This is a genomic window from Streptomyces sp. Ru71, from assembly GCF_002920535.1.
Classification (GTDB): Bacteria; Actinomycetota; Actinomycetes; order Streptomycetales; family Streptomycetaceae; genus Streptomyces.
In genome coordinates this window covers 14,110-35,068 of sequence record NZ_PQSS01000075.1, presented here as the reverse complement: position 1 = coordinate 35,068, position 20,959 = coordinate 14,110, and the positions used below count along the sequence as shown (strand labels likewise).

Sequence of the window (20,959 nt, the reverse complement as noted above, 5' to 3'; positions counted from 1 at the left end):
CCAGCGCCAACAGCAGGCCGCGGATCTTCCGTCGGACAACGGGTGGGGGGAGGGCGTAGGAGCCCATGACTGTGCCTCCAGAGGTAGGGAGTCGGGCGAATCTCAGGGAACGATCGAAGTTTGACGAGTCCCCGTCAAGGCTTTGCGCAGAAAAAGTTTCCGGCAGTCGTTCGAAAGTTTCGTGGACGCCCAGCGTGCTGGTCCCGCCGTCCGTGTTGGGGTGCCCCTATGGCGCGAATCTGTCGTAGGGCGGCGTGACGTGCGGCGAATCGCTTGCGTGGCATACGAATGTTTCGCATTGTTCGGCGATGCGTGCGAGAAGTCTTGACGCCGTTCACCCGCTTCCTATGATTCAGGCTGCTCGACCCTTCGGCTCTTGTTCGATATCACGAACGTCCACTCGATCGAGGTTGAGGAAGTCCCCATGCCCAGAGGAAGTTTCAGCCGCAGGCACCCGTCTGCGGTGCTCGCCGCCACGGTTGCGGTCCTGGCCGCGTTGGCGGCGATGCTCGTCGCCACCCCGGCTCAGGCGGCTTCCACCGGCGCCTTGCGCGGCGTTGGTTCGAACCGGTGTCTCGATGTGGCGGGTGCCGCCCAGACCGACGGCACCCTGCTGCAGCTCTACGACTGCTGGGGCGGGACCAACCAGCAGTGGACGCTGACGGACGGCAACCAGCTCACCGTGTACGGCAACAAGTGCCTGGATGTCCCGGGCCACGCCACGGCGGCCGGTACCCGGGTGCAGATCTGGACCTGTTCCGGCGGCGCCAACCAGCAGTGGCGGGTGAACTCCGACGGCACGGTCGTCGGCGTGGAGTCCGGGCTGTGCCTGGAGGCTGCCGGTGCCGGTACGGCCAACGGCACAGCGGTGCAGATCTGGACGTGCAACGGCGGCAGCAACCAGAAGTGGACCGGCCTGACCGGGACCACGACCCCGCCGGACGGCTCGTGTTCTCTTCCGTCGACGTACCGGTGGGCGTCGACGGGCGCGCTGGCCCAGCCGGCGAACGGGTGGGTCTCGCTCAAGGACTTCACCACCGTGACGCACAACGGCAAGCACCTGGTCTACGCGTCGAACGTCTCGGGGTCGTCGTACGGCTCGATGATGTTCAGCCCCTTCACGAACTGGTCGGACATGGCGTCGGCCGGCCAGACCGGCATGAGCCAGGCCGCGGTGGCGCCCACGCTGTTCTACTTCGCGCCCAAGAACATCTGGGTGCTGGCGTACCAATGGGGCGCCTGGCCCTTCGTCTACCGCACGTCGAGCGACCCCACCAACCCCAACGGCTGGTCCGCTCCGCAGCCGCTGTTCACCGGGAGCATCTCCGGCTCCGGCACCGGCCCGATCGACCAGACCCTGATCGCCGACGGCCAGAACATGTACCTGTTCTTCGCCGGTGACAACGGCAAGATCTACCGGGCGAGCATGCCGATCGGGAACTTCCCGGGCAGCTTCGGCTCGTCGTACACGACGGTCATGAGCGACACCACGAACAACCTGTTCGAGGCGCCGCAGGTGTACAAGGTGCAGGGCCAGAACCAGTACCTCATGATCGTCGAGGCGATGGGTGCGAACGGGCGCTACTTCCGCTCCTTCACCGCCTCCAGCCTGAGCGGCTCGTGGACCCCGCAGGCCGCGAGCGAGAGCAACCCCTTCGCGGGCAAGGCCAACAGCGGTGCCACCTGGACCAACGACATCAGCCACGGTGACCTGGTCCGCAACAACCCCGACCAGACCATGACCATCGACCCCTGCAACCTGCAGTTCCTCTACCAGGGCAAGTCCCCCACGGCGGGCGGCCCGTACGACCAGCTGCCCTGGCGACCGGGCGTCCTCACCCTGCAGCGCTGACCCCGTGCGGGCACGACGTCACCGTCGTGCCCGCCGCTGCGTCCCCGTCACACCCCGCCGTCCGGGCCGGCGGGCCACGGCTGCGCGGAGGTCACGGGCGGCCGGCACCGCCCGCCGTCGCCCGGGCGGCACCGTACGCGGCGATCCTGGCGTCGCCAGGGGGGAGTTGGCCACCGCTCACGTCGCGCCACACGGTCTCGGCGAATCGGGCCGCCTGCGGGTGCGAGCCGTGCGACGGGTACGCCAGGTGCAGGCGCACGGTGGGGGCGTCCCGCAGCGGGACGAACCGTACGGCGGGGTGGTGATAGCGGCGCGTGGAGTCCTCCGGCGCGGTTCCCACCCCCAGACCCGCCGCCACCTTCTCCAGCCACTCGTCGTAGTTGGAGCACTCCGCGCCCACCACCGGTCGCCTGCCGGCGGGCCACATATGAGGAAACGTCACTCCGCTGACCGTGTTGACGATCAGCGGCCACTCGGCCAGTTCCTCCCAGGTCAGTTCCTCCCGCTCGGCCAGCGCCCCGTGCGCGGGAACCGCAGCGACCCGCCTCTCCTCGTAGAGGAAGACACCGCGCAGATGCCTGGGCAGCGAGTCGCCGCGCAGCAGCGCGAGGTCCGCCGCTCCGGTGTCCAGCCCGGCGAGCGGTGTGTCGCAGCGGACGTACTCCACCCGGACGCCGCTCTCCTCGGCGAAGGAGGCCGCCATCAGGGACAGTCCGTCGGGCAGTCCCCAGCTGAAGCCCAGCCGCAGCTGCTCGCCCACCCGTATGCCGTCCAGGGTCGCCTGCAACGTCCTGAGCACCGGGACCAGTTCGTCGTGGAGCCGTCGGCCCTTGGGCGTGAGCTGGGTTCTTCGCGTCGTCCGGTCGAAGAGCCGGACACCCAGGGCGTCCTCCAGGGAACGGATGCAGCGGGTCAGGGTCGGCTGGGCCACATGGAGTCTGCGGCCCGCCGCGCTGAACCCGCCGTCCTCGGCAACGGCGAGGAAGTACCTCAGGTGGCGAAGATCTACATCCATACTTCCCGAGCATAGGTGATCCGGCATAGCTATTTCTCCTCCGTGTGTGACCCATCTAGTGTTTTCGGTGACGCCTCAACCGGCCGGACGAAACCGCGGATGAGACCGAATCCGCAGCTTGGTCAAGCGTCCTTCCGGGCGTCGGCGTCGCTATGGGAAGCACTGAGACGGGGGTCGCAGATTTTGTCTATTCCTTACCTCTCGGCGTCGTTGCACGGGCCTGCCGCCGACGGCTGCCGCAGTTGCCGCCGGACCGGGCGGGGCCGACCGGGTGCAGCGGGGACGGCCGTCGGACCGGACTGCCCCGAGTGAACGAACGCGCAGGTGGCGACCGTCCTTGAGGGCGATGCCGACGCGCCTGCCCGGTACGGCGTGGGTGGCGACTCGTGCCGCGACTCGCCCGCCCCGCTGTGCCGCCGTTCCCGCGCGCCTCGCGACAACCGCGCGCCACTAATTGGTTGAACTCTGAATCGAGCCGCGCTCGGTTCAGCCATTTCCTTCCCGGTGATTCGGTGTGCCCTATTTATCGGGGAACGCGCTCCGGGTAATTCATCCTGCCGAAAACCGGGCAGGCACCCTCTTCCCGAAGGATTTGATGTGCCGGTAGTGGAAACCCGACACGGACCGATCGAACACGTTCTTATCGACGGCGACCCGTCCCGTTCGCCGCTGGTCTTCCTGCACGGCGGCCTCGGCTGTGTCGCCGCCTGGGGCCGCTTCCCCGCGGCGGTCGCCGCCGCGACCGGGCGCCGCGCCCTGGTCTACTCACGTCCCGGCAACGGCGGCTCGGGTCCCGCCACCTCACCCCGCACCGCGCGCTACATGCACGAGCACGGGCAGCAGTTCCTGCCCGAACTGCTCGACCTGCTCGGCATCGACAACCCGGTGCTGATCGGGCACAGCGACGGCGGCTCCACGGCCCTGCTGTACGCGTCGGTACGGCCGGCCGAGGCCGTGGTCGTCATGGGACCGCACCTGTACTTCGAGGAGGCCAACCGCACCGGCATCGAGGCCGCCCGCGCCGCCTACGAGGCCGGGCCCCTGCGCCGCAGGCTCGCCCTGGTCCACGACGACCCGCACGGCGTGTTCACGAGCTGGAGCGAGCTGTGGCTCTCCGAGGAGTTCCGGTCCTGGTCCATCGAGGACGACCTGGACGTCACGGCGCCGGTCCTCATGATCCAGGGCGACCGTGACGAGTACGGCACGCTCGCCCAGCTCGACGCCCTCCAGCGGGTGGTCCGGGGCCCGGTGCGCCGCCTGGTGCCCGAAGGGGTCGACCACTACCCGCACCTGGTCTGCCCCGACCTCGTCATCGACGCCGTCACCGGCTTCCTCGCCGAGCACGCGACCGGTCTGCCCGCCACCGGAGGCACCCGATGACGGCGCGGACGACCACACCACGGCTGGACGGCCTGCTCGCCGGCGCCGCCCGGCGCCACCCCGAACGCCCCGCCCTCGCCGGGCAGGGCGAGATGTGGACGTACGCAGAACTGGAGCGGGCCGTGGCCGCGCTCGCCGCCGAACTGACGGCCGCCGGCCTCCACCCGGGACAGCGCGTCGGCGTCTACGCGCCCAAGACCCCGGCGACGGTCATCGCGCTGTACGCGGCGCTGCGCGCCGGTGCCGTGGTCGCCCCGATGGACGTCGCCGATCCGCCCCTGCGCACGGCCCGGATGCTGCGCAACGCGGGCATCTCCCTGCTGCTCACCACGGAACGGTTCCGCACGGCCGCCCGCGAAGCCACGGCCGGGGCCCGCGACGCCGTACCCGAGGGCGACCGGCACACCGCCGCCGAGCGGGAGTTCGGCCACGGGCTCGCCGCGCTGCAGGTCCTCGCGCCCGCCGAGCAGCCGCCGACACTGCCCGCGCCCGTCGACCGCGGCGGGTACATCCTCTTCACCTCCGGCAGCACGGGCTGGCCGAAGGGCGTCCTGCTGTCCCACGAGAACGTCGCGCACTACGCCCTGTGGGCGGCCGAGGAGTTCGGGCTCACACCCGAGGACCGCATCGGGTCACAGGCCGCGCTCACCTTCGACCTGACCACCTTCGACCTGTACAGCGCCGCGGCGGCCGGAGCGTGCGCCGTGCTGCTGCCCGACATGCTGCGCGCCTTCCCCCGGGACGTCGTCGGCTGGCTGAACGAGCAGCGGATCACCGCGTTCATGGCGGTGCCGTCCCTCTACCACAACCTGCTGCAGCAGGGCGGTATCGCCGACGCGCTGCCCCCCTCCCTGCGGATCGCGGCCTTCGGCGGGGAAGCCTTCGCCCCGCATCTGCTGGAGCGGTATCTGCAACTGCTGGGCGACCGCCCCTTCTACAACCTGTACGGCCCCACCGAGACCAACGCCTGCACCTACCACCGGATGCCCCGCGACTGGACGGCCGACCAGGAACTGACCATCGGCCGGGGCATCGGCGGCGTGCACATCGAGGTGCTGGACGCCGACGGCCGCCCCACCGACGGCGAGGGCGAGATCCACATCGCCGGGCCGACCGTCTTCCAGGGCTATCTCCGCGACGGCCGGCTCACCGACCCGACCGTGCGGGTGCCGTTCCGCGACGGTGTCGTACGCCGCGCCTACGCCAGCGGAGACCTGGGCCGCATCACCGCCGACGGCCGGGTCTTCCTGCGCGGCCGCCGGGACTTCCAGGTCAAGCGCCGCGGCCACCGCATCGACCTGCTCGACATCGAGAGCGCCGCCCTCGACCTTCCGCAGGTCGCGACCGCCGCGGCCGTGGCCAAGGACGGCCCGCACGCCGGGCAGATCTGGGTCTACGCCCAGACCGCCGCCACCGAACGGGAGCTGCTCGCCGGGCTGCGCACCGCCCTGCCGCACCGCATGCTGCCCGACCGGATCGTCCCCGTCGCGTCCCTGCCCGTCACCGTCAGCGGCAAGGTCGACCGCCGCGCCCTCGCCGACGACGTCCCCGCCGCTGCGGACCCACGCGTGGCCCAGGCCGCGCACACCCCTCTCAACGCCCTTCAGGAGAACCCCTCATGAACGAGATCAACAGCGTCGAAGACCTCTGCGCCCTCATCCAGAGCCGGATCACCTGGGCGCGCGGCGAGGAGCCGCAGACCCTGGCCCCCGACACACCCCTGCTGGAGAGCGGGCTGCTCGACTCGCTGGCGATCATGGAGATCGTCGCGGCGCTCGACAAGCAGGCCGGCGTCGAACTGCCCGAGACCGAGATCGTCGCCGCCAACTTCCGTACGCCGCTCGCCCTGTGGGCCGTGGTCCAGGCCGCACCACGCGGGGCGCAGGCATGAGCGACACCGACACCCTGACCCGGATACTGCGCTGTGCCCCGCCGCCGGCCGAGCACGTCGTCGACGACTTCCGTGAACGCGCCGCGGACGTCGCGGCCAAGACGGCGGGCGACGACTTCCGCGCGCAGTGGCGCTCGCTGGCCGCGCTCGGGGTGCTGCGCCTCACCGGCGGCGCCCCGGACGGGCCCGGACCGGTCACCCGCGGCCTCGCGGCGATCGAGGGAATCGGCCTCGCCGGGATCGACCCCGGGCTGTGCTACGCGCTGACGTCGCAGCTCTTCGGCATGCAGCACCCGTTGCACACCACCCTCTCGCGCCCCGGCCAGGACCTCACACAGTCCGTCGAGGACGGCCGGACGCTGCTGTGCCACGCGCTGACCGAGCGGGTGGGAGGCAGCGACCCGCTGTCCATGGCCACGCGCGCCGAACGCGACCGGGACGGCTACGTCCTCACCGGCGCGAAGACCTTCGTCACGGCCGCCCCGGTCGCCGACCTCGCGATCGTCTTCGCCCGTACGGCGACGGGACGCACGCCGTTCGCCCTGACCGCCTTCCTGGTCCCGCTGGACACCCCGGGTGTCTCGCGGGGCGAGACCTTCGACAAGACGGCCCTGCGCTCGGCCCCCATGGGCGAACTTCTCTTCGACGGCGCCCGCCTCCCCGCCACCGCCGTCATCGGACAGGAGGGCTCCGGGCTCGGCATCATGTCGGCCACCACCGCCTGGGAGCGCGCCCTGATCCTCGGCTACGCGCTGGGGCCGATGCGGCTGCTGCTGGACCGGACGGCGCGCTGGGCCCGCGAGCGGGAGCACTTCGGCCGCCGGATGGGCGCCAGCCACCAGGTGGCCGGCCGCATCAGCGACATGGCCATGGCGCTGCACCGCTCACGCGTCCAGCTCTACACCCTGGCCGCCGCCCTCGACGCGGGCACCGGCGCCCGACAGCTCGCCGCCGAGGCGGCCCTGACCAAGATCTCGGTCTCCGAGGACTATCTGCGGATGACCGAGCACGCCACCGCCCTGGCGGGCGTGCGCGCCTTCCTGCCGGACACCGACCTCGCGGCCGACCCCCTCAGCCCACTGGCGGCCCTCACCTACGCGGGACCCAACGACCTGCTGCGAGTGGGCGTCGCCCGCCAGCTCGGCCTCCCCGTCGAGAACTGATCCGAGGAGAACGATGACACCGATCCATCCGGACGACGTCCTCAAGCGGGCCACGGAAACCGGCGAGGCGCTCGCCCCGCTGGCCGCCGACGTCGACGCCGGGCGTGCCGACCTGGGCCGTCCCTACGCCGTCCTGCGCGAGTCGGGCCTGCTCGGCGCGCTGGTCCCACGGGACGCCGGCGGACTGGGCCTGAGCTTCGGCGAGTACTGGAAGCTCCTGGCCACGCTCGGCTCCTACAACGGTGCCGCCGCGGTGGGGTTCAACATGCACCACGTGGTGCTGGGCGCGCTCGCCGACTCGGCCGGCACACCGCTGCCGCCCGCCGCCGAGAAGTTCCGCACCTGGATGCAGAACGAGGTGGTGCACGGCCGGAAACTCTTCGCGTCCGCCACCTCCGAGACCGGCCGGGGCGCCCGGTTGCGCGGCATGACCACCCGGTACCGGCTCACCGACGACGGCGAGCACTACGTCCTCAACGGGGCGAAGTCGTTCGTCTCGCTCGCCGGCGTCGCCGACTACTACGTGGTGGCCGCCGCGGCCGAGGGAAGCGAGGACACGGCGGAGGTCTCGCACTTCGTCGTCGCCGCCGACGACCCCGGCGTCACCTTCGGGCAGGTGCACAGCCTGTCCGCGATGTACGGGACGAGCACGGCGCCGATGACCCTCACCGACGTCGTCCTGCCGCGCTCCCGGCTGTACCTGGGCGTGGAGGGCATGTCCCTGTTCAAGGTGGTGCGCGAGCCCCACTGGATGGTGGCCGGGTACACCGCCGCCTACCTCGGCATCGCCGAGGCCGTCTTCGCCTACACCGTCCGCTGTGTGACCGCGGTGCCCTCGCGCGCCGAGTCGCCCGTGGTCCAGCAGGAACTGGGCCGGATGTCGGCGCGCTTGCGGGCCGCCCGCGCCCTGGTGCACGAGGCCGGTGACGCCGTGGACCGCGCGCGCGGCAGCCTGGAGGCCAACGCCCTGGTCCACGCGGCCAAGTACCTGGTCGGCGAGATCGGGCCGCAACTGGCGCAGGACGCGACACGGGTGTGCGGCTCGGCCGCGGTCAGCCGGTCCCAGCCGCTGGAACGGCTGATCAGGGAGGCCTCCTTCGCCTCCGTGATGCCGGCCAAACCGCACGACTGCCTGGAGTACCTCGGCAAGGCGGCCGTCGGGGTCAACCTGCACGACGCCCGGGCCTTCGCATGGTGACACCGGTGGCGGACGAGACCGCCGTGGCCGCGGCGGCCTTCCGCGCGCTGATGGCCTCCCACCCCGGCGGGGTCGCCGTGATCACCACCGCCGACGAGCGGGGAACGCCGTACGGGTTCACCTGCACCGCGCTGTGCTCGGTGTCGCTGGACCCGCCCCGGCTGCTGGTGTGCGCGGCGCACAGCGGCCGCACGCTCCCGGTGCTCACCGAGCGCGGCTCGTTCGTCGTCAACCTGCTGCACGTGGCCGGCCGCGGCGCGGCCGAGGTGTTCACCAGCCGCACCGCGGACCGGTTCGGCGAGGTGTCCTGGCAGTCGGGCCCGACCACCGGGCTGCCGGTCCTCTCCGAGGACGCGCACGCGGTCGCGGAGTGCCGGGTCGCCGCCCTGCACCCGTGCGGCGACCACACCATCGTCGTCGGTGACGTCCTGCGCAGCGAGGTACGGACCACGACCCGCGCCCCCCTGCTGTACGGCCGGCGCCGGTTCGCCGCCTGGCCGTCCGATACCTGACCGCACCCCTGTCAACGCCTACCAGAGAGCGACACGCTGATGCAGCGCACCATGATGAAATCCAAGATCCACCGGGCCACCGTGACCCAGGCGGACCTGCACTACGTGGGGTCCCTGACCATCGACGCGGAACTGATGGCGGCCGCCGACCTGCTGCCCGGCGAGAAGGTCGACATCGTCGACATCGACAACGGCAACCGGCTGTCCACGTACGTCATCGAGGGCCCCGCCGGTTCGGGTGTCATCGGCATCAACGGCGCCGCCGCCCGGCTGATCAGCCCCGGCGACCTGGTGATCGTCATCTCCTACGCGGAGATGGCCGACACCCAGGCGCGCTCGTTCCAGCCGAGCGTCGTCTTCGTCGACGGTGACAACCGCATCGTCCGGCGCGGCGGCGACCCCGCCGACGTACCCGCCGGATTCGGGCTGCTGCGCGGGGACGTACCGGCCGACGGGACCAGGGTGTGACAGCCGCGGCACAGGCCAGGCCGCTCGCCGTGGTGACCGGCGGCACCCGTGGCATCGGCGCCGCCTTCAGCCGGCGACTCATCGACCTGGGCCACCGGGTGATCGCCCTGTACCGGGGCGACGGCAAGGCGGCAGCCGAGGCAGAGCACGCCGGTCGCGGCGAACTCGTCGCCCTGCGCGCCGATCTGTCCCGCCCCGCCGAGGTCCGCACGGCCGCGGCCCGCATCCTCCACCGGTACGGGCCGCCCGCCGTGCTGGTCAACAACGCCGGCGTCAACCGGGACCGGCCCTTCCTGTCCATGACCGAACAGGACTGGGACGAGGTGCTGGCGACCAACCTCTCCGGCCCCTTCCACCTCACCCGCGCGCTGGCCCCGGCCATGGTGAAGGCCGGGCGCGGCACCATCGTCAACATCGCGGCCACCACGGCCGTCAGACCGCGCACCTCGGGCGCCAACTACTGCGCGTCCAAAGCCGGTCTGCTGCAGCTCACCAAGTGCCTGGCGCTCGAACTCGCCCCCCACGTCCGGGTCAACGCCCTGTTGCCCGGTTTCACCGACACCCGCGAGGTCGTCGAACGCTACGGCCTCGATGACCCGCGACGGCTCCAGGAGGTGCTGGCCGCCATTCCCCAGGGCCGCACCGGCACCCCGGAGGACATCGCCGACGCCCTGGAATACCTCGTCAGCGACCGCAGCCGGTACGTCACCGGTCAGCAACTCGTGGTCGACGGCGGCCATTTCATGGGCTGAACAAGCTCCCACGAACCCCTAGGACGAAGGAACAAGGAACACGTCATGCGTCTGACCCAGCAGCAGGTGGACGAGTACCACGCCAACGGATTCCTGCTCATGGAATCCCTTCTCGACGGCGACGAGGTACGGCAGCTGACCGAGGCCTTCCGGCGGGACTGCGACGTGCCCGGCCCGCACCGCGTCACCGAGGACGGCGGCAGCCAGGTGCGCGCCGTCTACGCCTCGCACCGCAGGCAGCCGGAGTACGCCGACCTGGTCCGCGATCCGCGGATCCTCCCGGCGGTACGGCAGTTGCTCCCCGAGGACGTCTACGTCTACCAGTTCAAGATCAACGCCAAGCCCGCGTTCGGCGGCGACAAGTGGGCCTGGCACCAGGACTACCTGGCCTGGCGGATCGCCGACGGCCTGCCCGCCCCGCTCCAGGTGAACATCGGGGTCTTCCTGGACGATGTGACCGAGTTCAACGGGCCCGTCATCTTCCTGCCCGGCTCCCACCGCGACGGACTGGTGCACCGGGAGCGCAAGGCCGACGCGAAGTCGGCGCAGCACCTGGACCCCGACGACATCTCCCTGACCCCGGAGCAGCTCGCCGCCCTCGTGGACCGGCACGGCATGACCAGCCCGAAGGGCCCCGCCGGTTCGGTGGTGTTCTTCTCGCCCGAGATCGTGCACGGCTCCGCGCCCAACATGTCCCCGTGGGCCCGTCGGCTGCTCATCGCCACGTACAACGCCTGCTCCAACCCGCCCCGGCCGCAGGGCGAACCCCGGCCCGACTACGTGGTGTGCCGTGACACCGCGCCCCTGACGCCGCTGGAGCACCGTTTCTCCGCCGCCCTGGGGATGGTGACCTCGTGACCGGACGCACCGGACGCACCGGACGCGGCGTGGTCCTGGAGGAGTTCGGCGCACCGCCCGTGCTCCGCGAGTTCCCCGTGCCGCCGGCGCCCGCCGGGGGAATGGTCCTCGACCGCCTCCACGGCGGGATCTGCGGCACGGACCTGCACCTCCAGCAGGGCCATCTGCCCATACCCACCCCCCTGGTCCTCGGCCACGAGGGCTACGGCACGGTCCTCGAACTCGGCGCGGGCGGCGGCCGGGACGCCCTGGGGGAGCCGCTGTCGCCGGGTGACCCGGTGATGTGGGCCTCGTCCATCGCCTGCGGCCTGTGTCCGCCGTGCCGGATGCACCGCGAACCCACGCTGTGCCTCAACCGGCGCACCTATGGCGTCAACCGCGCCCTCACCGACGACGCGGCCCTGTCGGGCTCGTGGGCGGACCACATCGTCCTCCAGCCGGGCACCACCGTGGTGCGGGCGGCGCCCGGCGTGTCCGCCACGGCGGCGATGGCCCTGGCCTGCGCCGGACCCACGGTCGTGCACGCCCTGTACGAGCGGCGGCCCGTCCGGGTGGGAGAGACCGTCATCGTCCAGGGCAGCGGCCCGGTCGGGCTGGCCGCTGCGGCCTTCGCCCAGCTCGCCGGAGCGGCACGCGTCGTCATCGTCGGCGGTCCCGAAGGGCGACTTGCCGCTGCGGCCGCCGCCGGCATCGGCGACGTCCACCTGGACATCGTGGGCGGCACGGACCCGGAGGCGGTGCTCCGCGAGGCACGGGCCGCCGCCGGCCCGGACGGCGCCGACCTCGTCATCGAGTGCGCCGGGGTCCCCGACGCCGTCGCCCAGGGTCTCACCTTGGCCCGAAGGGGCGGCTCCTACCTGGTCATCGGCCAGTACACCGACGCCGGTGACACCAAGCTCAATCCGCACCAGATCGTGTACCGGCAGCTCGACGTCATCGGGTCGTGGGCCTTCACCGGCGCGCACCTGGTCGAGTACGTGCGGGTGCTGCCCGCCCTCGCCGCACGCTTCGACCTGGAGAGCATGGTGACGGCCTACCCGCTGGACAGCCATGCCCAGGCCCTGGCCGACGTCGCGGCGGGCGCCGTACTGAAGGCCGTACTGACCGGCTGACCGGCCGCGCGGTGAGAGCACCCGCTCACCGGGCGCCGAACGGCACGTCTCCCCTCCCTGCCGCGCAGCGCCGCCGGCACGCCGAGGTGAGCCCCGCGGGTCCGCGTCCCGACAACGACCGGGCCCGCGGGGCTCACCCGTTCGCCTGCAGGCGGCGCAGGGCGTCCTCGGAGTCCCGGTCGTCGGGCAGGTAGGCCAGGAAGTGGTGGCCGGGCTCGTCCACGGCGGCCAGCTTCACGTACCGCAGGCGCAGTTCGCCCACGGCGGGGTGCCGGAAACGACGCACCGAGGGCTGGAAGGCGGCCGTCTCCCGGCGCTCGTACCAGCGGGCCGCGTCACCGTCCGACAGCAGCTCGCCGACGAGTTCGGCGAACCGCGGATCGTTGGGCCGGCGAGCGGCCCGGGACCGGAACTGCCCCAGCAGGGCGCGCGCCTCGTGCTCCCAGTCGGGGAGCAGGGTGCGGGCCGGCGGCCAGCGGAACACCAGCCACAGGAGGTTGCGCTGCTTGGGGTGCAGCCGCCCCGGATCGGTCAGCAACGCGGCGTACCCGGCGTTCCAGGCCAGCAGGTCCCAGTGCGGGTCGAGCACCACGGCGGGGTGCGGTGCCATGGCCTGCACCAGACTGAGCAGGTTGCGGGACACCCAGGTGGGAGCGTCGGCGGGCGGCCTGCTCTCCTCCACGAACGACAGGACGTGCGCGGTCTCCGCGGCGTCCAGCCGCAGCACCCGTGACACCGCGCGCAGCACCTGCTCCGAGGTACGCACCCGGCCCTGCTCCAGCCACGTGTACCAGGAGACGCTGATCCCGGCGAGTTCCGCGACCTCGGCCCGCCGCAGCCCCGGGGTCCGGCGGCCCGGGGCCTGCGGCAGGCCCACGTCCGCCGGCGTCAGCCGCTCACGGCGGGACCGCAGGAAGGCGCCCAGTTCACGGCGAGGGGACTCGCCCGGGGGCGTGGGTGCGGCGGTCACCGACCACCGAGCCGGTGACCGCCTTCGGCCGGTGAGGAACCGCGGTCCGCGACGGGCGATGCGCAGGTGTCCGGGGGTGACAGCCTGCCGCGCGTCATCGTGCCTCTCCTCACCGACGGCGGGCGTCCGCCCGAACGCGGGCGCCCTGTAGTGATGCTGCCGTCACCAGGCGCGATGCCGGACCGGCAGGCTGTCAGTGATGGTAATAGCCAGCGGTCTCCGCCCCGATGGGCCCGGTGCTGAACTGGGTGGCGGACCGCGTCCGACCAGGACCGGTCCGCCTCTCGCACCCGTTTCTCACCCGTTCTCGTCGAACCCTCCCGGAAGGAGCGTCCACCCCGTGACCACCACCGCGCCGGCACCGGTGGCGACCTTGCCCGCGTCCTCCCTGCGGCTGTTGCGCACCGCCGGATTCGTCAGCAACTTCGACCGCTTCTGCATCGCGCCCATGCTGGTACTCATCGGCCCCCGGCTCGGGGCCCCGCTCCCCACCGTGGTGCTGGCCGCGAGCGGCTACTACCTCACCTACGGGCTGATGCAGCCGGTGTGGGGGGTGGCCAGCGACCGCTGGGGCCGCGTGTGGGTGATGCGGGTGTCGCTGACCGGCGCGGCGCTGGCCGCCCTGGCCTCGGCCCTCGCTCCCGACGCTCCCGTGCTGATCGGGGCCCGCGCCCTGGCCGGCGCGTTCTTCGCCGCCTCCATCGCCGCCTCCCTGACCTACGTGGGCGACACGGTGCCCGCCGCGATCCGGCAGCGCCCCCTCAGTGAGCTGATGACCGCCTTCGCGCTGGGCACCGCCGTGGCCACGGTCGTCGCCGGGGCGCTGGCGCACTACCTCACCTGGCGAGTGGTGTTCGCACTGCCCGGCGTCCTCGCCGCCTACCTGGCGGTGGCCCTGCGCCGTCTGCCCGAGCCCGAGCGAGCCCCCTCCGGATCACTGCTGGCGCCCTTCCGCGTGGTGCTGTCCTCGCGGTGGCAGTGGTACGTCATGGCGGTGGCGATGCTGGAGGGGGCGGTGCTCCTCGGCTTCCTGACCTATCTGGCCCCGGCCCTGGAGGCGCATGGCGTCCCCACCACGCTGGCCGGCGCGGTCGCGGCCCTGTACGGGGTCGGTTCGATGGCCGCGGCGCAGGTGGTCAAGCGGCTCGTCGGCCAGTGGTCCCCGGTCGGCCTGATCGTGGCCGGCGGGGTGCAGATGGCGCTGGCGTACCTGCTCGCCGGCTACAGCCAGGCCACCGGGGTGCTCGTGGTGGTCGCCCTGCTCCTCGGGGGCGGCTGGTCCTTCATGCACTCCACGATCCAGTCCTGGGCGACGGCGCTGTCCCCGACGGCCCGCGCGACGGGCGTGGCCATGTTCGGCGTCGCCCTCTACGTGGGCAGCGCCGTGGCCAGCGGGCTGGCGGCCTCCACCGCCCAGGCGCACGACTACCGCCCCCTGTTCTGGCTGGCGGCGCTCCTGACCGCGCCCCTGACCGTGGCCGCGGCGGTGGGCCGGGCACGCCACCGCTGAGGGGCGGCACGGTGTCACCCCGTCCCGCGCTCCCCGACCACCTGGCGCAGGGCGTCCCGGCAGGCCTGGACGGCCGGGTGCCGGCCGCGCCCGGCGCGTACGACGGTGAAGACGCGGCGGGTGCGCCGGCCGCGGGGCAGCGGGCGCAGGGCGACGGTCGGGGGCTGTCCGTTCCACACGAGGCCGGGCAGGAAGGCCGCGGCGTGCGCCTGCTCCTGAACAAGGCGAGGCACACCCTGGAAACCCCCCGAACCCGCCGCGCATTCGGCCGGCTGACAGGCGCCGCACTGATCGCCTTCGGCGTGGCGGCGGCGACGACGTCCGGCTGATCCGCGCGGCAGGAGCCGGTACGTGGCAGGCGCCCCCACGGGCACACCGGTTCCGTCACGCCGGGTCGCGCGTCCGGTCGCCGTCCCCGTCCGGCGGGGCCGTGCGGTCGTCTCGTCGCGGTGCGGGGCCGTTCCCGTCTCCGTCCGGTGATGGCCTGCTTCCCGTCGTGGGCAGGACGCCGTCGGGGAGGGCTGGGTGGTAGCGGCCCGCGGAGAGGCGTTCCACCATGTCGGCCAGGTGGCGGCAGGCTCGGGCGATCTCCTTCTGGGACTGGTCCCGCTCCGTGACGGTGACCGCGACGAGCAGGCCGGTCAGGGCCGAGGAGCCGTTGAACGCCTGGAGGACGATCATGTCGGTGAGCAGGTCGTGGCCGGTGAAGGGCCCCGCCCCCCGGGTGGCCGAGACGATCGCGAAGATCGACACCGCCAGGGCGCAGGGTGCCGCCCCGGCCAGCTGGAAGCGGAACGCCGCCCAGATCAGCAGGGGGAAGCCCAGGAACAGCAGCGGTGTGCTGCCGGTCTCCAGGATGCCGACACACACCGTGGCCCCGACGAGGAGCAGCCCCTCCAGCCAGCGCATCGGTCGTATCTCCCGCGGCCGGTGCGCCGAGCGGAGCACCAGCAGCACCGGCGTCACCACCAGCACGCCCATCGCGTCGCCCGTCCACCAGACCGACCAGGTCGGCCAGAACTGATCAGCGCGCAGGGCCCCGGACACGGCCAGGGTTCCCGTGCCCACCGTGGCGCTGACCAGCATCCCGGTGAACGCGCCGAGGAAGATCAGGGCCAGCGCGTCCCGCAACCGGTCCAGCTCGACGCGGAAGCCCGTGCGGCGTAGCAGCAGGAAGGAGCACAGGGGCGCGAGCGTGTTGCCCGCCGTGATCGCGAGCACGGCGGCGATCGACGGCCCCAGAGTGACGTTGGCCAGGAGCGCGCCCAGCGCGATCCCGGGCCAGATCCGCCGGCCGCGCACCAGCAGAGCCGCCAGGGCGATGCCGGTCGGGGGCCACAGGGGGGTGACCTGGCGGCGCACCAGCTGCTGCAGCAGCCCCAGCTCGGCCGAGCCGTAGTACAGCGCCGCGACGACGCAGATCTCCAGCGCGACGACGCCGTCGCGCCGAAGCCGTGCGCGCCGCGCGTCCGTCATCGGGCGACCTCCGCGTCGACCTGGTGTGCCCGTCCATCATCCGCCCCCTACCGCGAATCCTCCACGGCAGAGCCGAGCGGCGGCTCACCCGGCGTGCAGGGGGTGCGCAGGGCCAGGACCGCCATGTCGTCGTGGCCGTCGCTGGGGTGGTGATCGGCCAGCGCCTGGACGAAGTCCTCCAGCGGCAGGTCGGCGTACGTGGTGGCGAGGGCGGTCAGCTCGTCGAGGCTCTCCTCGATCGACCGGGCGGGGTGTTCGAGCAGCCCGTCCGTGAAGAAGACGACGGTGGACTCCGGCGGCACGAGCCGCACGTGATCGGGGCGAGGCTGCCCGGAGTCGACGCCCAGCGGCAGCCCCGGCTCGGCGTAGAGGTACTCGGCCCGCCGCCCCGGGACGAGCAGCAGCGGCGGGACATGGCCCGCGGTGCTCCAGTTCAGCAGCCACTCCGGCCCGGCCGGCTCCAGCCGCGCCAGCGTCGTGGTGGTGACGGGGTTGTCCGTGATCGCCTCCAGCGTGCGGTCGAGCTGGGCGAGGATCGCACCCGGCGGGCCGGACCGCTCGTACAGCAGGCCGCGCAGCATGTTCCGGGTGGACGCCATCGAGGCGGCGGCGTGCAGATCGTGCCCGACGACGTCGCCGATGACGACGGCCACCACGTTGCCGGGCAGCGGGATGGCGTCGTACCAGTCCCCGCCGACGGGACTGGGTTCGGCGGCGGGCCGGTAGATGGCGGCCGCGGTGAACGGGGCCAGGTCGGGCAGCGTCGGCAGGAGCAGCCGCTGGAACTGTTCGGCGCCCAGGCGCACCCGCTCGAACAGGCGGACGTTCTCGATCGCGATCCCGGCCGCGCCGGCCAGGGCGACGACGACGTTCTCGTCGTGCACGTCGAACGGCCGGCTGTCAGCGCGCTCGGAGAGGTACAGGTCGCCGTAGATCTCCCCGCGGACGCTGATGGCGACGCCGAGCAGGGAGCCCAGACGGGGGTGGCCGGGCGGGAAGCCGGCGGAGGACGGGTGCGCCAGGATGCTGTCCAGCCGCAGCGGCTCGGGGTGGCGGATGAGATGCCCCAGCACGCCGAGACCGCGCGGGAAGCCGATCTCGGCGAGATCGAGACGCTCCTGTTCGGACAGCCCGGCGACGATGAACTGCTCCAGGTGGTCTCCTGCCTCGTCCAGCACCCCCAGGGCCCCGTAGCGGGCGCCCACCAGGTCCATGGCGGTGGTCACGATGCGGTGCAGCACCGCGGGGAGTTCGGTCTCCCGGCTGATCGCCACCACGGCGTCCAGCAGGCCCTGCAGCCGGTCCATGGCGTCCAGCAGCGCCCGCAGCTGCTCGTCGATCCGGCCCAGCTCGGCGCGCAGCCGTTCGTGCAGGTCCGGCACGGGGGCCTGTCTCCTCCAGGGTGCGTCCCGGTCGCCGGCCATCACGAGCAGCCGCTCGTCGAGGCCACCGTGAGGTGCGGCGAAACGGGCAAAACCGCCATGAGGCCAACATACGATGGCGCACTCCGGTGGGCCGAGTGGCCAGGCGCCCCCGGGGAGGGCCACCGGGGTCGGTCACGACAGAGGTGGCTCGGTCACCGCTGGTCGGAGCTCACGGCCGGCGCGGCCGTGCCGGTACGGCCGAGGCGGACCGGTCCGGCCCGCCGTCGCCGTTGCCCCGCCGTCATGATCGGCGCAGCCGTCCCAGCCCGGCCGCGAGGCCCGTCGCCAGCACGGCGGTGGTGGTCAGCGCGGCGGCCCGGGCCGCCCGGCCCGGGGGAGCGGGGCGGGCCCCGGGAGCGGTGCCGTAGGCGCTGCCGGGGGCGTCCCGCAGGGCTGTCGCCAGGAGCTCGGCCAGGTGGACCGCCTCGTGGCCGCCGCTGTCGCCCTCGTGGATCTGGGTGCGGCAGCTGAAGCCGTCCGCGAGGACCACCGTCTCCTCGTCCGCCTCCCGCAGCCGGGGCAGCAGCACCCGCTCCGCGCACGCCTTGCTGACGTCCAGGTGGCCCTTCTCGAAGCCGAAGTTGCCGGCCAGGCCGCAGCAGCCGGACTCCAGGTGCTCGACGTCCACCCCGGCCCGCCGCAGCAGCTCCTGGTCCGCCTCCCAGCCCATCACCGCGTGCTGGTGGCAGTGCACCTGGGCCAGCGCCCGCGCGGAGCGCTCCGGCACCCGGGGCGGCTCGTAGCCGGGGCTGTGTTCGGTCAGCAGCTCGGCCAGCGTCACCGTCCGGTCGGCGAGCCGCCGCACGTCACGGTCGCCGGGGAACAGCTCGCCCGCGTCCGCCCGGAACACCGCCGTACAGCTGGGCTCCAGGCCGACCACCAGACCGCCGGCCCGGACATGGCCGGCGAGGGCGCGCACCGTACGGGTCAGGATGCGTTTCGCCGTCCCCAGCTGGCCCGTCGAGATCCAGGTCAGGCCGCAGCACAGCGGTTCGGTGGGCAGCTCCACACGCCAGCCCGCCGCCTCCAGCACATGCACCGCCGCCTGGCCCAGGTGCGGGTGGAAGTGGTTGGTGAACGTGTCCGGCCACAGCAGGACCGTGCCGCGCTCGCCGTCACCGCGCGGCTCGTGACCGGCGTACCACTGCTGGAGCGTCTGCCGGGCGAACAGCGGCACCTCCCGGTCCTCGACGCCGGCCAGCGTCACCGCCGCCTTCGCCAGGCCCGGGGTGTGCGTCACCGTGTTGACGAGCGGGCCGAGGCGGGCGCGGCCCACGGCCTGCGCGAGCGCCGGCAGCCAGCCCATCGACCAGTCCGAGCGCGGCCTGCGCCAGGGCCGGCCGGCGTAGTGGTGGGCCAGGAACTCCGCCTTGTACGTGGCCATGTCGACGTCGGCCGGGCAGTCCTTCTTGCAGCCCTTGCACGCCAGGCACAGGTCGAGCGCGTCACGGACCGCCTGCGAGCGCCAGCCGTCGGCGATCGCGCTGTCGCCGTGCCCGTCCATCATCTCGAACAGCAGCCGGGCCCGGCCCCGCGTGGAGTGCTCCTCCTCCCGCGTGACCTGGTAGGACGGGCACATCACCGCACCGCCGTCGTTGGTGTGCTGACGGCACTTGCCGACACCGACACAGCGGTTGGCGGCCTCCGCGAACGACCCGCCGTCGTGCGGGAAGCGGAAGTACAGGTTCTGCGGGTCGTACGGCGCCCAGTCCGCGCCGAGCCGCAGGTTCTCGTCCAGCTTGTACGGCGCGACGACCTTGCCCGGGTTCATCCGGTCCTCCGGGTCGAAGACCGCCTTCAGCCGCCCGAACGCGGTCACGATCTCCTCGCCGAACATCCGCGGCAGCAGCTCGCCCCGGCTCTGCCCGTCGCCGTGCTCACCGGAGAAGGAGCCGCCGAACTCCGCCACCAGATCGGCCGCCCGCTCCATGAAGCGGCGGTAGGTGGCCACCCCGTCCGCGCTGTACAGGTCGAAGGGGATACGGGTGTGGACGCAGCCCTGCCCGAAGTGGCCGTACAGGCTGGGGCCGGTGTCGCTCTGGTAGCCGAACTCCTCGTAGAGCGCCCGCAGCCGGCGCAGGTAGTCGCCCAGCTTCTCGGGAGCCACCGCCGAGTCCTCCCACCCCTCGAACGTGTCGGGGCGGCCCGGCAGGTGCGCCGTCGCGCCGAGCCCGGCCTCCCGCACCTGCCACAACTCGTCCTCGTGCGCGGGGTCGTCGAGGAACGCGACGTGGGGGTCGTGCTCGGACTCGTGCAGCGCCTCCAGCATGCGGTGCGCCCGGTCCTCGGCCTCGTGCAGGGTGTCCGCGCCGAACTGCACCATCAAGAAGGCGGTGCCCTTGGGGAGTTCACCGATCGCGTCCGGGTTGAGGTGCTTGATCTGCTCGTCCCGGATCAGGTGCTTGTCCAGGCCCTCCAGCGCGATCGGCTCGTACGGCAGTACGGCCGGTACGGCGTCGGCGGCCTTGTCCACGCCGGGGAACCCCAGCACCACCAGCGCCCGTTCCTTCACCACCGGCACCAGCTTCAGCTCCGCGCGCAGGACCGTGACGAGCGTGGACTCGCTGCCGACGAGCAGCCCGGCCACGTCGAAGCCGCGCTCTGGCAGCAGGGAGTCGAGGTTGTAGCCGGAGACCCGGCGCGGGATGTCCGGGAAGCGGCGGCGGATCTCGTCGGCGTAGGTGTCGCGCAGCGCCCGCAGCTGCCGGTAGACGGCGGCCCGCAGATCGCCGTGCCGCTCGATCTCGGCGTACTCCTCGTCGCTGGTCGGCCCGCACCAGAAGCGGGTGCCGTCGTAGAGCAGCACCTCAAGGCGGGCGATGTTGTCGACGACCTTGCCGTGCGCCTGCGCGGTGGCGCCGCAGGAGTTGTTGCCGATCATGCCGCCGATGGTGCAGTTGGCGTGCGTGGCGGGCTCCGGGCCGTAGCGCAGGCCGGCCGGCGCGAGCTGCCGGTTCAGCGCGTCCAGCACGATGCCGGGCTCGACGACACAGGTGCGGGCCTCCTCGTCGACGGACTCGATCCGGGTGCAGTACTTGGACCAGTCGATGACCACGCCGGCGTTGGTGCACTGCCCGGCCAGGCTGGTCCCACCGCCCCGGGACAGCACCGGAGCCCCGTGCTCGCGGGCGACCGCGACGGCCTCCACCGCGGCCTCGGGCGTACGGGGCACGACCACGCCGATGGGGGTCTGCCGGAAGTTGGAGGCGTCCGTGGAGTACGCGGCCCGGCTGCCGGCGTCGAACCGCACCTCCCCGTCCACCCGCTCGCGCAGCGCGGCCGCGAGCCGCTCGGTGTCGACCGGCGGTGCCGCCGACCGGCGCACGACGGGATCGGGCAGGCCGGACAGACCCATGGCAACCTCCCTTGCCTCTCGCC

The 20,959-nt window shown here is 72.7% G+C and carries 18 protein-coding genes; 12 read left to right on the top strand and 6 right to left on the bottom strand.

The window, feature by feature from the left end; all coding sequences use genetic code 11:
• Positions 1–424 precede the first annotated feature (424 nt).
• Entirely contained in the window at positions 425–1,852 is a 1,428-nt protein-coding gene (locus C3489_RS30975; protein WP_103785416.1) for a non-reducing end alpha-L-arabinofuranosidase family hydrolase, read from the top strand.
• Positions 1,853–1,943: 91 nt separating this feature from the next.
• On the opposite strand, the gene C3489_RS30970 is transcribed toward C3489_RS30975, so the two are convergent.
• A complete protein-coding gene (locus C3489_RS30970) occupies positions 1,944–2,867 on the bottom strand; it encodes a LysR family transcriptional regulator (protein WP_258055027.1) in 924 nt (307 codons plus the stop codon).
• A gap of 597 nt (positions 2,868–3,464) precedes the next feature.
• On the opposite strand from C3489_RS30970, the gene C3489_RS30965 reads away from it, so the two are divergent.
• From C3489_RS30965 to C3489_RS30920, 10 genes are read left to right on the top strand one after another with little or no spacing between them, the layout of a single operon-like run.
• Positions 3,465–4,247 (top strand): alpha/beta fold hydrolase, encoded by a 783-nt coding sequence (locus C3489_RS30965; RefSeq protein WP_181139918.1) that lies wholly within the window; start codon positions 3,465–3,467, stop codon positions 4,245–4,247.
• Positions 4,244–5,869, top strand: a complete 1,626-nt coding sequence (locus tag C3489_RS30960) for an amino acid adenylation domain-containing protein (RefSeq protein ID WP_103785413.1) — start codon at positions 4,244–4,246, stop codon at positions 5,867–5,869. Before C3489_RS30965 ends, C3489_RS30960 begins: the two co-directional genes overlap by 4 nt.
• On the top strand, positions 5,866–6,138 hold the full coding sequence (locus C3489_RS30955; protein WP_103785412.1) for an acyl carrier protein: 273 nt from the start codon (positions 5,866–5,868) through the stop codon (positions 6,136–6,138). Before C3489_RS30960 ends, C3489_RS30955 begins: the two co-directional genes overlap by 4 nt.
• Positions 6,135–7,301: an acyl-CoA dehydrogenase family protein gene (locus C3489_RS30950; RefSeq protein ID WP_103785411.1), complete on the top strand. Its 1,167-nt coding sequence runs from the start codon at positions 6,135–6,137 to the stop codon at positions 7,299–7,301. Before C3489_RS30955 ends, C3489_RS30950 begins: the two co-directional genes overlap by 4 nt.
• A 13-nt stretch (positions 7,302–7,314) precedes the next feature.
• Positions 7,315–8,499 carry an acyl-CoA dehydrogenase family protein gene (locus tag C3489_RS30945; RefSeq protein WP_103785410.1) on the top strand — a complete coding sequence of 395 codons (1,185 nt, stop codon included), beginning with the start codon at positions 7,315–7,317 and terminating at the stop codon, positions 8,497–8,499.
• 5 nt (positions 8,500–8,504) lie between these two features.
• Positions 8,505–9,011 (top strand): flavin reductase family protein, encoded by a 507-nt coding sequence (locus C3489_RS30940; protein ID WP_258055026.1) that lies wholly within the window; start codon positions 8,505–8,507, stop codon positions 9,009–9,011.
• A gap of 39 nt (positions 9,012–9,050) precedes the next feature.
• On the top strand, positions 9,051–9,479 hold the full coding sequence (panD, locus tag C3489_RS30935; protein ID WP_103785408.1) for an aspartate 1-decarboxylase: 429 nt from the start codon (positions 9,051–9,053) through the stop codon (positions 9,477–9,479).
• The gene (locus tag C3489_RS30930; protein ID WP_103785407.1) at positions 9,476–10,231 is read left to right on the top strand and encodes an SDR family NAD(P)-dependent oxidoreductase; all 756 of its coding nucleotides are present in this window, start codon (positions 9,476–9,478) and stop codon (positions 10,229–10,231) included. Before panD ends, C3489_RS30930 begins: the two co-directional genes overlap by 4 nt.
• Before the next feature lie 45 nt (positions 10,232–10,276).
• Positions 10,277–11,089, top strand: a complete 813-nt coding sequence (locus tag C3489_RS30925; RefSeq protein ID WP_103785406.1) for a phytanoyl-CoA dioxygenase family protein — start codon at positions 10,277–10,279, stop codon at positions 11,087–11,089.
• Positions 11,086–12,201 (top strand): zinc-binding dehydrogenase, encoded by a 1,116-nt coding sequence (locus C3489_RS30920; protein WP_219821999.1) that lies wholly within the window; start codon positions 11,086–11,088, stop codon positions 12,199–12,201. Before C3489_RS30925 ends, C3489_RS30920 begins: the two co-directional genes overlap by 4 nt.
• A 133-nt stretch (positions 12,202–12,334) precedes the next feature.
• Here the strand turns inward: C3489_RS30920 and C3489_RS30915 are convergent, their stop codons facing one another.
• A complete protein-coding gene (locus C3489_RS30915; RefSeq protein ID WP_181139917.1) occupies positions 12,335–13,171 on the bottom strand; it encodes a helix-turn-helix domain-containing protein in 837 nt (278 codons plus the stop codon).
• Between the two features lie 340 nt (positions 13,172–13,511).
• On the opposite strand from C3489_RS30915, the gene C3489_RS30910 reads away from it, so the two are divergent.
• Positions 13,512–14,681, top strand: a complete 1,170-nt coding sequence (locus tag C3489_RS30910) for an MFS transporter (RefSeq protein ID WP_258055025.1) — start codon at positions 13,512–13,514, stop codon at positions 14,679–14,681.
• Between the two features lie 14 nt (positions 14,682–14,695).
• Here C3489_RS30910 and C3489_RS30905 read toward each other — a convergent pair whose 3' ends face one another.
• From C3489_RS30905 to C3489_RS30890, 4 genes are all read right to left on the bottom strand, one after another.
• Positions 14,696–14,914 carry a hypothetical protein gene (locus C3489_RS30905; protein WP_258055024.1) on the bottom strand — a complete coding sequence of 73 codons (219 nt, stop codon included), beginning with the start codon at positions 14,912–14,914 and terminating at the stop codon, positions 14,696–14,698.
• Positions 14,915–15,065: 151 nt separating this feature from the next.
• A complete protein-coding gene (locus C3489_RS30900; protein WP_103785403.1) occupies positions 15,066–16,157 on the bottom strand; it encodes an MASE1 domain-containing protein in 1,092 nt (363 codons plus the stop codon).
• A gap of 47 nt (positions 16,158–16,204) precedes the next feature.
• Positions 16,205–17,581: a PP2C family protein-serine/threonine phosphatase gene (locus tag C3489_RS30895; RefSeq protein WP_103785402.1), complete on the bottom strand. Its 1,377-nt coding sequence runs from the start codon at positions 17,579–17,581 to the stop codon at positions 16,205–16,207.
• Positions 17,582–17,822: 241 nt separating this feature from the next.
• Positions 17,823–20,936, bottom strand: a complete 3,114-nt coding sequence (locus C3489_RS30890; protein ID WP_103785401.1) for an FAD-binding and (Fe-S)-binding domain-containing protein — start codon at positions 20,934–20,936, stop codon at positions 17,823–17,825.
• Between the last annotated feature and the right edge of the window lie 23 nt (positions 20,937–20,959).